Raw genomic sequence first — 12660 nt, forward strand, 5'->3', positions numbered from 1 at the left:
CCTTCACTGTGCAATGAGGATTTCCATGCGCGCGATTCGCATGCTGTTGGTTTCTGCCCTGGCCGCGGCCAGCCTGTCGGCCCAGGCCGGCGAACAGGACGTCCAGCGCCTGACGCAATTGCTGGAGAAGTCGCAGACCATCGAAGCCAATTTCTCCCAGTTGACCCTGGATGCTGGTGGCACCAGTCTGCAGGAGACCAGCGGCAAGATGACCGTCAAGCGTCCGGGCCTGTTCTACTGGCATACCGACGCGCCCCAGGAGCAAGTGGTGGTGTCCGACGGCAAGAACGTCACCCTGTGGGACCCGGACCTGGAGCAGGCCACCGTCAAGAAGCTCGACGTGCGCCTGAACCAGACGCCGGCGCTGCTGCTGTCCGGTGACGTCTCGAAGATCAGTCAGAGCTTCGACATCACCTCCAAGGAGCAGGGCGAGGTCATGGACTTCACCTTGAAACCCAAGACCAAGGACACCCTGTTCGACTCGCTGCGCGTGTCGTTCCGCCGGGGGTTGATCAATGACATGCAGCTGATCGACAGCGTCGGCCAGCGCACCAACATCCTGTTCAATGGCGTCAAGGCCAACCAGGCGGTGCCGGACAGCAAGTTCAAGTTCGACATCCCCAAAGGCGCGGACGTCATCAAGGAGTAAGCGGAGCCTGTGATGGACCTGTTTCGAAGCGAACCCGTCGCCCAGCCCCTGGCCGCCCGCCTGCGCCCGTCGAACCTGGACGAGTATGTCGGCCAGGAGCACCTGCTGGCGCGCGGCAAGCCGCTGCGCGAGGCGCTGGAGCAGGGTGCGCTGCACTCGATGATCTTCTGGGGCCCGCCCGGGGTGGGCAAGACCACCCTGGCGCGGCTGCTGGCGCAGTTTTGCGACGCCCACTTCGAAACGGTCTCGGCGGTGCTGGCTGGGGTCAAGGAGATCCGCCAAGCCGTCGAGGTGGCCAAGCAGCAGGCCGGCCAGTATGGTCGGCGCACCATCCTGTTCGTCGATGAAGTGCATCGTTTCAACAAGTCGCAACAGGACGCTTTCCTGCCCTACGTGGAAGACGGCACGCTGATCTTCATCGGCGCGACTACCGAAAACCCGTCCTTCGAACTGAACAACGCGCTGCTGTCGCGGGCGCGGGTCTATGTACTCAAGAGCCTGGACGAGGCCGCGCTGCGCAAACTGGTCGATCGCGCCCTGAGCGAGGAGCGCGGCCTGGGCAAGCGCAACCTGCGGGTGGGTGACGAAGCCTTCAAGATGCTCATGGCCGCCGCCGACGGCGATGGCCGGCGCATGCTCAACTTCCTCGAGAACGCCTCGGACCTGGCTGAAGATGGCGGCGAGATCGGCGTCGAGCTGCTGCAGAGCCTGCTCGGTGACAGCCGCCGCCGCTTCGACAAGGGTGGCGAGGCGTTCTATGACCAGATATCGGCGCTGCATAAGTCGGTGCGTGGTTCCAACCCTGACGGTGCGCTGTACTGGTATGCACGTATGCTCGATGGTGGTTGCGACCCGTTGTACATCGCCCGGCGTGTGGTGCGCATGGCCAGCGAGGACATCGGCAACGCCGACCCCCGCGCCCTGAGCCTGTGCCTGGCAGCCTGGGACGTGCAGGAGCGGCTGGGCAGCCCAGAAGGCGAGCTGGCGGTGGCCCAGGCCATCACCTACATCGCCTGCGCGCCAAAAAGCAACGCGGTGTACATGGGCTTCAAGGCGGCGATGCGCGAGGCGGCCGAGCACGGCTCGCTGGAAGTGCCGCTGCACCTGCGCAACGCGCCGACCAAACTGATGAAGCAACTGGGCTATGGCGATGAGTACCGCTATGCCCACGACGAGCCGGACGCCTATGCCGCCGGCGAGGACTATTTCCCCGAGCACCTCGAACCGCGCCAGTACTATCAGCCAGTACCCCGCGGCCTGGAACTGAAGATCGGCGAGAAGCTCAAGCACCTGGCCGAACTCGATCGCGCCAGCCCGCGCCAGCGGAGAAAACCGTGATTGCACTGATTGCCGCAGTCAGCGCCGGCGGCATCGCCGGCACGTTGTTGCGCTTCGCCACCGCCAACTGGGTCGCGGCCCACTGGCCACGGCACTTCTATGCCGGTACGCTGGCGGTCAACCTGGTCGGCTGCCTGCTGATCGGCCTGCTGTACGGGCTGTTCCTGCACAAGCCGCTGGTGCCGGTCGAGCTGCGCGCCGGGCTGATCGTCGGCTTTCTCGGCGGCCTGACCACTTTTTCCTCCTTCTCGCTCGATACCGTGCGCCTGATGGAAAGCGGGCAGGTCCCGCTGGCCTTGGGCTATACCATTATCAGCGTGGTGGGCGGCCTGCTCGCGACCTGGGCCGGCCTGTCCCTGACCCGATTCTGAACCAACACCTACTTATAACGAGAGAACGATATGCTCGATTCCAAACTGTTACGCGGCCAACTTCAGGAAGTGGCTGACCGCCTGGCCTCCCGTGGCTTCAGCCTGGATGTCGCGCGCATCGAATCGCTGGAAGAGCGCCGCAAGGCGGTGCAGACCCGCACCGAGCAACTGCAGGCCGAGCGTAACGCCCGCTCCAAGTCCATCGGCCAGGCCAAGGCCAAGGGTGAGGACATCGCCCCGCTGATGGCCGACGTCGAGCGCATGGCCAACGAGCTGGCCGCCGGCAAGACCGAGCTGGACGGTATCCAGGCGGAACTGGACGGTATCCTGCTGACCATCCCCAACCTGCCCGACGCCAGCGTGCCGGTCGGCGCCAGCGAAGACGACAACGTCGAAGTGCGCCGCTGGGGCACGCCGAAGGCCTTCGATTTCGAGATCAAGGACCACGTCGCCCTGGGCGAGGTCAGCGGTGGCCTGGACTTCGAGGCCGCGGCCAAGCTGTCCGGCGCCCGCTTTGCCGTGCTGCGTGGCCCGGTGGCCCGCCTGCACCGCGCCCTGGCGCAGTTCATGATCAACCTGCACACCGGCGAGCACGGCTACGAGGAGCACTACACCCCGTACCTGGTGCAGGCCCCGGCCCTTCAGGGCACCGGCCAGCTGCCGAAGTTCGAGGAAGACCTGTTCAAGATCACCCGCGAAGGCGAGGCCGATTTCTACCTGATCCCGACCGCCGAAGTGTCGCTGACCAACCTGGTGGCGGGTGAAATCCTCGACGCCAAGCAGCTGCCGCTGAAGCTGGTCGCCCACACCCCGTGCTTCCGCAGCGAGGCCGGTGCCTCGGGCCGTGATACCCGCGGCATGATCCGCCAGCACCAGTTCGACAAGGTCGAGATGGTCCAGGTGGTCGAACCCGCGAAATCCATGGAAGCCCTGGAAGGCCTGACCGCCAACGCCGAACGTGTGCTCCAGCTGCTAGAACTGCCGTACCGCGTACTCGCGCTGTGCACCGGCGACATGGGCTTCGGCGCGGTGAAGACCTACGACCTGGAAGTCTGGGTGCCAAGCCAGGACAAGTACCGCGAGATCAGCTCCTGCTCCAACTGCGGCGACTTCCAGGCGCGCCGCATGCAGGCCCGCTGGCGCAACCCGGAAACCGGCAAGCCGGAGCTGGTGCACACCCTAAACGGTTCGGGCCTGGCTGTCGGCCGTACCTTGGTCGCCGTGCTGGAGAACTACCAGCAGGCCGACGGTTCGATCCGCGTGCCTGAAGTGCTCAAACCGTACATGGGTGGCGTCGAGGTCATTCGCTGAATGGACTACCTGCCGCTGTTCCACAAGCTGCAGGGTGGCCGTGTGCTGGTCGTCGGCGGCGGCGAGATCGCCTTGCGCAAGGCGCGCCTGCTGGCCGATGCCGGCGCCGCACTGCGGGTGGTGGCGCCTGAGGTCGACGGTCAGCTCGCCACGCTGGCCCGTGAGGGCGGGGGCGAGGTCCTGGTGCGTGGCTACCAGGCCTCGGACCTGGACGGCTGCCGGCTGGTGATCGCGGCGACCGACGACTCGGCGCTCAACGCCCAGGTCTCGGCCGAGGCCCAGGCACGCAGCCTGCCGGTCAACGTGGTGGACGCCCCGGCCCTGTGCACGGTGATCTTCCCGGCCATCGTCGACCGTTCACCGTTGGTGGTGGCGGTCTCCAGCGGCGGCGACGCTCCGGTGCTGGCGCGGCTGATCCGCGCCAAGCTGGAAGCCTGGATTCCATCCGCCTATGGCGAACTTGCCGGCCTGGCCGCACGCTTCCGTGAGCGGGTCAAGGCCTTGTACCCGGACGTCAACCAGCGTCGCGGCTTCTGGGAAACCGTGTTCCAGGGCCCGATCGCCGAGCGTCAGCTGGCCGGGCAGGGCGCCGAGGCCGAGCGCCTGTTGCAGGCGATGGTCGACGGCGCGCCGGTGCAGCAGGGCGGCGAGGTGTACCTGGTGGGCGCGGGGCCGGGCGATCCGGACCTGCTGACCTTCCGCGCCCTGCGGCTGATGCAGCAAGCCGACGTGGTGCTGTACGACCGCCTGGTGGCCCCGGCCATCATCGAGATGTGCCGGCGTGACGCCGAGCGCATCTATGTCGGCAAGCGCCGCGCCGATCATGCCGTGCCGCAGGACAAGATCAACCGCCTGCTGGTCGACCTGGCTCGCCAGGGCAAGCGCGTGCTACGGCTCAAAGGTGGCGATCCGTTCATCTTTGGCCGGGGAGGCGAGGAGATCGAAGAGCTGGCCGACGAAGGTATTCCGTTCCAGGTGGTACCGGGCATCACGGCAGCCAGTGGTTGTTCGGCCTATGGCGGGATTCCGCTGACCCACCGCGACTACGCCCAGTCGGTGCGCTTCGTTACCGGCCACCTGAAGGATGGCACCAGCAACCTGCCCTGGAATGACCTGGTGGCTCCGGCCCAGACCCTGGTGTTCTACATGGGGCTGGTCGGCTTGCCGACCATCTGCGCCGAGTTGATCCGCCATGGCCGTGCGGCGAGTACGCCGGCTGCGTTGGTGCAGCAGGGCACCACCCGCAACCAGCGGGTGTTCACTGGCACCCTGGCCGACCTGCCGGCGTTGGTGGCACGCCACGAAGTGCATGCACCGACCTTGGTGATCGTCGGGGAAGTGGTGCAGTTGCGCGAGAAGCTGGCGTGGTTCGAAGGCTCGCAAGACGCCTGAAATAACTGGGGCCGCTTTGCGGCCCATCGCCACGATAAGCCGGCTCTCATAGGATCATACAAGCCCCTGTGGGAGCCGGCTTGCCGGCGATGCGTTGCAAAGCAGCCCCAGCTTTATCAAGCCTTCCAGATCCCTTTGCCCATTAACCGCTCCCGGTCATGCGGCAAGCCGAAATCCTGCAACGGCCCCTTGGGCACGATGCCGTTCGGGTTGATGGTCTTGTGGCTCATGTAATAGTGCTTCTGGATATGCTCCATGTTCACCGTGCCCGCCACACCCGGCCACTGGTAAAGCTCGCGCAGCCAGTTGGACAGGTTCGGGTAGTCGCTCAGGCGGCGTAGGTTGCACTTGAAGTGCCCGTGGTACACCGCGTCGAAACGCACCAGGGTGGTGAACAAGCGCACATCGGCTTCGGTCAGATACTCACCGGCCAAGTAACGTTGGCGGCCCAGTAGCGCTTCCAGGTGGTCCAGTTCGTTGAAGACATCGTCGAAGGCTGCCTCGTAAGCTTCCTGCGAGGTGGCGAAGCCTGCGCGGTACACGCCGTTGTTCACGGCCGGGTAGATACGCTCGTTGAGCGCATCGATGGTGGCGCGTAGCGGCTCGGGGTACAGGTCCAGGGTGTTGCCGGTCAGTTCATTGAATGCGCTGTTGAAGATGCGAATGATCTCGGCCGACTCGTTGTTGACGATGCGCTTCTCTTGCTTGTCCCACAGCACCGGCACGGTTACGCGCCCGGTGTAGTGCGGGTCGTCCTGGGTGTAGCGCTGGTGCAGGTACTGCAATGCGTCCAGATGATCGCCGCTGGAGCCCTGCTGCTGGTCGAAGGTCCAGCCGTGCTCGCCCATCAGCCAGCTGACCACGGAGACGTCGATCAGTGGTTCCAGGCCCTTGATGGCGCGGAAGATCAGGGTGCGATGCGCCCAGGGGCAGGCCAGCGACACGTACAGATGATAGCGGCCGGCCTCGGCGGCGGGCAGTTGATTGCGGCGCTGGGCGTTCTCGCGCTTGAACGCGCCATCCTGGTTGGTCTGGTACCACTGGTCATGCCAATGGCCATCGATCAAAAGGCCCATTGCAAAGCTCCTCGGAACAAAGTCGTTTGTCGTTGGAGCTCAGTCTAGTGAAAAGCGTTCGAATAAATAGCGCAAAGACTGCGCCCAATCTATCGCCTTATTCGATGCTTCTACGATTGGCCCAGTAGTCGCGAGCGCATTTGAATGCCTGCTCGCGGCCTTGGCCCAGCCCGCGCAGGGCGAGGGCCATGGTGGCGACCACGGCAAGCTCGCCATAGCTGTCCTGTGCCTCGCCGCGCCATACCGCCAGCAAGTGCTCGGGCTGTAGGCAGGCTGGCTTCACATGGCGCTGAGGGCTGAGGGCCGGCCACTCCTCGTCCCAGGCCTCGCCGGACGAAGTGCCATACAGGTGGCTGATGACATCCGGGTTGACCTCGATCTCGCCGCCGTCACCTTTGATCACCACGGCGTGGTCGCCGAGCAAACGGCTGGCCTCGCGGTGCACCGCCTGGTAGCCGGGGTGGAAGATGCTCTGCAGGCCGCAGCGGGCGCCGAGAGGGTTGAGCACCCGGGCCAGGGAGTGGATGGGCGAGCGCAGGCCCAGGGTGTTGCGCAGGTCGATCATGCGCTGAAGCTGTGGCGCCCAGTCCTGCAACGGGAAGAAGGCCAGCCGATGGCTGTCCAGGGCTTGCTCCACGGCCGTCCAATTGCGACACAGTGGGATGTCCAGCAGGTCGAGCAGTTGCTCGGTGTAAAGCCTGCCCGCCGTATGGGCGCCGCCGCCGTGCATCAGGATCCGCACACCGTTGCCCGCCAGGCACTTGGCCGCCAGCAGGTACCACGGCAGGTGGCGCTTCTTGCCGGCGTAGCTGGGCCAGTCGAGGTCGACGGCGATGCGGGGGGCATGTAGGTGGCTGCGCAGGGCCTCGGTGAAGCCGGCCAGCTCCTCGGCGCTTTCTTCCTTGTGCCGCAGCAGCATCAGGAAGGCGCCCAGCTGGGTGTCCTCGACCTTGCCCTCGAGCAGCAGGGTCATCGCGGCGCGGGCTTCCTCGCGGGTCAGGCCGCGGGCGCCACGCTTGCCCTTGCCGAGGATGCGCACGAACTCGGCGAAAGGGTGTTCGGCCGGGGTTTGCAGGGTTAGTGGGCGTGCTTCGTTCAGCAGGGACTCGGTCATATGCAATTGGTCGGCTTGGGCAGGCCCGCCAGTTTGGCGGCGAGTTTGGCGGGGGTGCCGTTGAACAGGCGATTGAGGTGCGGGCTGTTGCCTTTCTCGGCGCCGAGCTTGAGCGCGGTGTACTTGATCAGCGGGCGCGTGGCCGGCGACAGCTGGTACTCCTGGTAGAACTGACGCAGCAGCTCGAGGATTTCCCAGTGGTCCGCACTCAGGGTGATGCTCTCGCGGGCGGCGAGGGCTTCGGCAACTTCGCGGGACCAGTCCTGCAGCTCGACCAGAAAGCCGTCCTTGTCCAGGGCGATGCTGCGCTCGCCGACAGTCAGGGTACTCATAGCCAGCTGTTGACCTTGTCGTGGTGCAGGGTGAGCTCGACGAACGCAGGGTAGTCCACTGCCTTGGCCAATTGGCTGTCGAGGGCGCGGGCCTGCAGGTCTTCGGCGAGGGCGAACAGGCGCTCGCCGAGATTGGCAGCCTGCAGGGCAGCGAAGGGCTCGGTGCCGGCCTTGAGCGCATAGATGGCGTCACCGCACAGCAGCAGCGCGTCCTGCGGGCCAAGTAGACGCAGGCAACTGGCCAGGCGCTCGTCCCCGAAAGGCGAATGGGCGATTACATGCAGGGTCGTCATCAGAGCGTCACCACCTGGTCGAAACGGGCAATCAGTGCGGTCAGAGCAGCGTCGTCGAGCACTTCCACCGGCAGTGACAGGGCGTCGTTGTCCAGCCCTCGGCGGGCGAGGCTGTGGCCACAGGCGAACAATTCCTCCACACCGAACATCGGCAGGGCCTGGAGGTTGGCGGCCAGGTTCTTCTGTTGCACGGCGTCTGGCTGCTGTGCGGCGGCGAGCTGGAACACGCCGTCATCGAGGAACAGCATGCCCAGCGGCAAATCGAAGGCGCCACCGGCCAGGGCGATATCCAGGGCTTCGCGAGCGGACGGGCCGCTCCACGGCGCCTGGCGGCTGATGATCAGCAAGGACTTGGCCATTTCAATCACCTCCGAAGCAGACCAGGCGGTCGGCCAGTTGCGCGGCTTCGTGCAGCTGGCCCAGGCCGGACAGCTCCCACGGCATCGGCAGGTTCACCGCCGGGCGCTGGTAACGGTTGGCCTCGGTGTCGTCGAGCACACCCCGGCGCAGGGCGGCGGCAATGCACACCACGGCGTCGAGCCGGTGATCGCTGACGAAAGCGCGCCACTGCGCGGCCACGTCCAGCTCATCCTGGGGCGCGACGATATTGGCCGAGGCACTGTGCACCCCGTCCTGGTAGAAGAACAGCCGGGCAATTTCATGCCCGCCGGCCAGCACCGCCTCGGCAAAGCGCAAGGCGCGGCGGGAGGAGGGCGCATGGGCCGGGGAAAAGACCGCAATGGCGAATTTCATGTAAGGCTCGAGCAAATGAATGCGGCCATGATAAAGCAAAAAGCCCGTGCGGGTGGGCACGGGCTTCTGCTCTGGCTGGCCGGGCTCAGGCCTGGTCTTTGCTTTCCGGCAGAAACCAGTTGAGCACCAGGGCACAGATGCCGCCGGTGGCAACCCCCGACTCCAGCACGTTGCGCAGCGCCGACGGCATATGCGCGAGGAATTCCGGCACCTGGGCCACGCCCAGGCCCAGCGACAGCGACACGGCGATGATCAGCAGGGCGCGGCGGTCGAGGCGGGTGCTGGCGAGGATATTGATACCCGAGGCCGCGACGGCGCCGAACATCACCATGGCCGCCCCACCGAGCACTGGCTCCGGCACCGCCTGGATCACTCCGGCGACGCTGGGGAACAGGCCCAGCAGGATCAGCATGGCGGCGATCCAGATACCGATATGGCGGCTGGCAATGCCGGTCAGCTGAATCACGCCGTTGTTCTGGGCGAAAATCGAGCTGGGGAAGGTGTTGAACAGCCCGGCCAATAGCGAGTTGGCGCCGTTGACCAGCACCCCACCCTTGATCCGCTGCATCCACACCGGGCCTTCGACCGGCTGGCGTGAAACCTTGCTGGTCGCAGTCACGTCACCGATGGCCTCCAGCGAGGTGACCAGGTAGATCACCAGCATCGGGATGAACAGCGACCACGAGAAGCCCAAGCCAAAGTGCAACGGCGTCGGCACCTGGAACAGCGCGGCCTGATGCATGCCAGTGAAGTCCAGGCGGCCCAGGTAGCCGGCCAGGGCGTAGCCCACAGCCAGGGCGATGACGATGGCGCAGCTGCGCATCCATACCACCGGGACACGGTTGAGGATGACGATGATCGCCAGCACCACGCCCGACAGCAGCAGGTTCTCGCCATCGGCGAAGGTGCCGTTGGCCATGGCGCCGAAGCCGCCGCCCATGCTGATCAGGCCGACCTTGATCAAGGTCAGGCCGATCATCAGCACGACGATGCCGGTCACCAGCGGGGTGATCAGGCGCTTGACGAAGGGCAGGATGCGCGACACGCCCATTTCCACGAACGAACCGGCGATGACCACGCCGAAGATCGCCGCCATCACGCCTTCAACTGGCGTGCCCTGCTTGACCATCAGCGCGCCGCCGGCGATCAGCGGGCCGACGAAGTTGAAGCTGGTGCCCTGCACAATCAACAGCCCGGCACCAAACGGGCCAAAGCGCTTGCACTGGACAAAGGTGGCGATGCCCGAGATCACCAGCGACATCGACACGATCAGGTTGGTGTCACGCGCCGACACGCCCAGCGCCTGGCAGATCAGCAAGCCCGGCGTGACGATCGGCACGATGATCGCCAGCAAGTGCTGCAGTGCCGCCAGCAGGCCGATCAGCAGGCGAGGCTTGTCCTCGAGGCCAAGGACCAGTTCATTGGCAGGCGCCGCCGCGCCTGGGCCGTGTTCGTGTGAACTCATGGGAAAATGCCGCCCCGGAAGAAAAAAGGAGCGCATTCTACGGGCAGAACGGCCATTGCGGTAGAGGCAAGCACGATGGGCGCACAATCGCGGAGGAAGGTGCTAATAAGCTGACTTTTAAGTCAATGTTTGTGAGGTTCCTGGCGCTGTTCAACGGGCATGAAAAAGCCCGCCGAAGCGGGCTTTTCCTGAAGCGCTGGCAACCGATTCGATCAGTCGTCGCGGCCCATGATGCCGAACAGCTGCAGCAGGCTGACGAACAGGTTGTAGATCGACACGTACAGGCTGATGGTAGCCATGATGTAGTTGCGCTCGCCGCCATGGATGATGGCGCTGGTCTGGAACAGGATGGAGACCGACGAGAACAGCACGAAGCCAGCGCTGATCGCCAGTTGCAGGCCGCTGATCTGGAAGAAGAAGCTGGCCACCACGGCACCCAGCAGGACGAAGAAGCCGGCGGTGATGAAGCCGCTGAGGAAGCTCATGTCCTTGCGGGTGATCAGCACGTAGGCCGACAGGCCGCCGAACACCAGGGCGGTCATGGCGAAGGCCGAGCTGACCACTTCGGCGCCACCGGCCATGCCCAGGTAGCGGTTGAGGATCGGGCCGAGGATGAAGCCCATGAAGCCGGTGAGGGCGAAGGTAGAAACCAGGCCCCAGGCCGAGTCACGCAGCTTGTTGGTGAGGAAGAACAAACCGTAGAAGCCGATCAGCACCACGAAGATGTTCGGGTAGCCGACACGCATCTGCTGGGCGACGAAGGCCATGATGCCGCTGAAGGCGAGGGTGAGAGCCAGCAGGCTGTACGTGTTGCGCAGGACCTTGCTGACCTCCTGCTGCTCGACCTGCTGGCCGTGTTGGACGGCGTAATCCTGTTCGCGCATGGCGCACTCCTTTGGGGTGAGACCGCGGTCCGGGACCTGCGGTAGTGGAACGTATGGTGCAGAGCATATCAGAGCTGTCGCAAGCCGCGACACAGAGAGTTTGACAGCTTGTTACATTAAGGTATTATTGCCGCCGCAAAACAGCTGGAAGCGTGGCCGAGTGGTTTAAGGCAACGGTCTTGAAAACCGTCGATGGGCAACTATCCTAGAGTTCGAATCTCTACGCTTCCGCCACATTCAAAGCCCTGATTTTTCAGGGCTTTTTGCGTTTTGGGGCATAGTAAAACTACCCATGGGAACACCCTTGGGAATGGTTTGTTGTGGAAGCGCTTCCGAAACTTTCCCTATTTGGTGGGTTTCGCCAGGGCTCCAACTCGGCGATACACCCGCTCTGTGATGTCGCCCTTGGTATGGCCGAGCAGCAGACTGGCGTGGTCAACGTCGGTGATTTCCGAGGCTGCTTTCGGGCGAATGTCGCGGAACTGGAATTGGCTGATACGGCCGGCCAGCACCGGGTCACCTGCGGCGACCGCTTCCTTCACGGCTTCCTCCCGGGCATCGTCCCATCGGTGGCGAAGCATCGGTGCCGTGACACGTTTGCCGTTATCAGTCAGCAGCAGGTATGGCGAGCCATGCGGAGCATTGCGCTCCAGGATCTTTCTTATCAGCGCACCCAAGCTGCTTTCTACTCCGTCCACCTCAAGCATGATCCGTAGCTTCTTTTGGGTCTTCTTCTGCTTTACGCCGAGGGCTTTGTCCTCGATGTCGTCCCTCCTCATCACCAGCACGTCCGCCGGACGCTGGCCCGTCAAATACGCCAAATCCATGGCATCCTTCAGTTCGCCCACCGCTTTCGCGTAAACCGCGTTCCAGATCGCATCGTTAGCGTAGAAGTCTCGCGGCACCTCCTTGTTCTTGCGCACGCCCTGGCACGGATTCTCGTTGGTTGTGAGCCCCCATTCCCGGGCTATGTTGAAGATGTGCGATAGGGTGGCGATCTCGCGATTCGCCCTGACTGGGGCGGTTCTGGCATCGCGATACTTCGCCACATGCGCAGGGGTGATGCCGTCGATTGGGGCCTTCTCGAAGTAGTTTCGCAACTGGCGTATCTCGGCCAGGTTGTCCTTCTGTGTGCGCGGCGCCTTCTTCGGAATGATGTCGCGCTCGTAGCGGTCGAAGATGGCACCCATGGTGACCAGGTCCTTGGGCTTCTCCTTCGCTTCAAGTTCTGCCCACTTCAGTCTGGCAAGGCTCAAGTCGGTGCCCAGCGTTACCTCTTTGCCCGACTTGTCCCGGTAGTAGTAGCTAATCCATTCCTTGTCGGGTTTTTTCTTGCTCTTACTGGTCCGCTTTCGTCGGTACACACCCGGAGGCAAGTCCCTGTTTTCGGTCTTCCTAGGACGCATTTCACCTCACCTTCGAAATATCAGGTGTCCACGCAGGGACTACAGGTGGTGGTGACGCCGTTGGCATTACTCCAAGGCTCATGCCCAGTTTCATACGAACGTAATGGCGGCCAACCAGTGGGCGCCCGCTGCGGGTTTCAACGAATACCCAGCCACGTTCCTCTAGCCAGCGACGCTGATATCCCCTGGCCTTATAGCCAGTCAGCTCGGCTAGCTCTTCGTCCGAAAGAATCTCGGTTTGCATGTGATGGTCTCCACGCCGCCGGTGGCGGCAGG

At 64.1% G+C, this 12660-nt stretch carries 15 protein-coding genes and 1 tRNA gene; 6 read left to right on the top strand and 10 right to left on the bottom strand.

The window, feature by feature from the left end; all coding sequences use genetic code 11:
• Window positions 1-25: 25 nt before the first annotated feature.
• Genes lolA through cysG form a run of 5 tightly spaced genes read left to right on the top strand, consistent with a single transcriptional unit; the run spans window position 26 to window position 5061 of the window.
• On the top strand, window positions 26-649 hold the full coding sequence (lolA, locus tag KHO27_RS06075) for an outer membrane lipoprotein periplasmic chaperone LolA (protein ID WP_214501363.1): 624 nt from the start codon (window positions 26-28) through the stop codon (window positions 647-649).
• 12 nt (window positions 650-661) lie between these two features.
• Window positions 662-1987 (top strand): replication-associated recombination protein A, encoded by a 1326-nt coding sequence (locus KHO27_RS06080; RefSeq protein ID WP_214501364.1) that lies wholly within the window; start codon window positions 662-664, stop codon window positions 1985-1987.
• Window positions 1984-2358, top strand: a complete 375-nt coding sequence (gene crcB / locus KHO27_RS06085) for a fluoride efflux transporter CrcB (RefSeq protein WP_102682642.1) — start codon at window positions 1984-1986, stop codon at window positions 2356-2358. The genes KHO27_RS06080 and crcB overlap by 4 nt, the downstream gene beginning before the upstream one ends.
• 30 nt (window positions 2359-2388) lie before the next feature.
• Window positions 2389-3669: a serine--tRNA ligase gene (serS, locus tag KHO27_RS06090; protein ID WP_102682641.1), complete on the top strand. Its 1281-nt coding sequence runs from the start codon at window positions 2389-2391 to the stop codon at window positions 3667-3669.
• Window positions 3670-5061: a siroheme synthase CysG gene (gene cysG, locus KHO27_RS06095; RefSeq protein ID WP_214501365.1), complete on the top strand. Its 1392-nt coding sequence runs from the start codon at window positions 3670-3672 to the stop codon at window positions 5059-5061. It abuts the gene before it with no gap.
• A 116-nt stretch (window positions 5062-5177) separates the two neighbouring features.
• Here the strand turns inward: cysG and KHO27_RS06100 are convergent, their stop codons facing one another.
• From KHO27_RS06100 to KHO27_RS06135, 8 genes are all read right to left on the bottom strand, one after another.
• A complete protein-coding gene (locus KHO27_RS06100) occupies window positions 5178-6137 on the bottom strand; it encodes a glutathione S-transferase family protein (RefSeq protein WP_214501366.1) in 960 nt (319 codons plus the stop codon).
• Window positions 6138-6234: 97 nt separating this feature from the next.
• The gene (locus KHO27_RS06105) at window positions 6235-7251 is read right to left on the bottom strand and encodes a glycosyl transferase family protein (RefSeq protein ID WP_214501367.1); all 1017 of its coding nucleotides are present in this window, start codon (window positions 7249-7251) and stop codon (window positions 6235-6237) included.
• On the bottom strand, window positions 7248-7583 hold the full coding sequence (locus tag KHO27_RS06110; protein WP_110698407.1) for a TusE/DsrC/DsvC family sulfur relay protein: 336 nt from the start codon (window positions 7581-7583) through the stop codon (window positions 7248-7250). The genes KHO27_RS06105 and KHO27_RS06110 overlap by 4 nt, the downstream gene beginning before the upstream one ends.
• Window positions 7580-7876 carry a sulfurtransferase complex subunit TusB gene (gene tusB / locus KHO27_RS06115; protein WP_110698405.1) on the bottom strand — a complete coding sequence of 99 codons (297 nt, stop codon included), beginning with the start codon at window positions 7874-7876 and terminating at the stop codon, window positions 7580-7582. The genes KHO27_RS06110 and tusB overlap by 4 nt, the downstream gene beginning before the upstream one ends.
• On the bottom strand, window positions 7876-8235 hold the full coding sequence (gene tusC / locus KHO27_RS06120) for a sulfurtransferase complex subunit TusC (RefSeq protein WP_046856164.1): 360 nt from the start codon (window positions 8233-8235) through the stop codon (window positions 7876-7878). The genes tusB and tusC overlap by 1 nt, the downstream gene beginning before the upstream one ends.
• A 1-nt stretch (window position 8236) precedes the next feature.
• Window positions 8237-8629 carry a sulfurtransferase complex subunit TusD gene (tusD, locus tag KHO27_RS06125; RefSeq protein ID WP_023632843.1) on the bottom strand — a complete coding sequence of 131 codons (393 nt, stop codon included), beginning with the start codon at window positions 8627-8629 and terminating at the stop codon, window positions 8237-8239.
• An 85-nt stretch (window positions 8630-8714) separates the two neighbouring features.
• Complete coding sequence (locus KHO27_RS06130) at window positions 8715-10094, bottom strand: nucleobase:cation symporter-2 family protein (RefSeq protein WP_046856163.1); 1380 nt, start codon at window positions 10092-10094, stop codon at window positions 8715-8717.
• A 212-nt stretch (window positions 10095-10306) separates the two neighbouring features.
• Window positions 10307-10978, bottom strand: coding sequence for a Bax inhibitor-1/YccA family protein (locus KHO27_RS06135; protein ID WP_214501368.1), 672 nt, complete (start codon window positions 10976-10978; stop codon window positions 10307-10309).
• A 146-nt stretch (window positions 10979-11124) separates the two neighbouring features.
• On the opposite strand from KHO27_RS06135, the gene KHO27_RS06140 reads away from it, so the two are divergent.
• Window positions 11125-11212, top strand: a tRNA-Ser gene (locus KHO27_RS06140).
• Between the two features lie 110 nt (window positions 11213-11322).
• On the opposite strand, the gene KHO27_RS06145 is transcribed toward KHO27_RS06140, so the two are convergent.
• Both KHO27_RS06145 and KHO27_RS06150 read right to left on the bottom strand, forming a co-directional pair.
• On the bottom strand, window positions 11323-12384 hold the full coding sequence (locus KHO27_RS06145; protein WP_139671847.1) for a tyrosine-type recombinase/integrase: 1062 nt from the start codon (window positions 12382-12384) through the stop codon (window positions 11323-11325).
• Between the two features lies 1 nt (window position 12385).
• Window positions 12386-12628, bottom strand: coding sequence for a DUF4224 domain-containing protein (locus KHO27_RS06150; RefSeq protein WP_088852954.1), 243 nt, complete (start codon window positions 12626-12628; stop codon window positions 12386-12388).
• Window positions 12629-12660 lie beyond the last annotated feature (32 nt).

The organism is Pseudomonas sp. RC3H12 (assembly GCF_018596375.1).
Taxonomy (GTDB): Bacteria; Pseudomonadota; Gammaproteobacteria; order Pseudomonadales; family Pseudomonadaceae; genus Aquipseudomonas.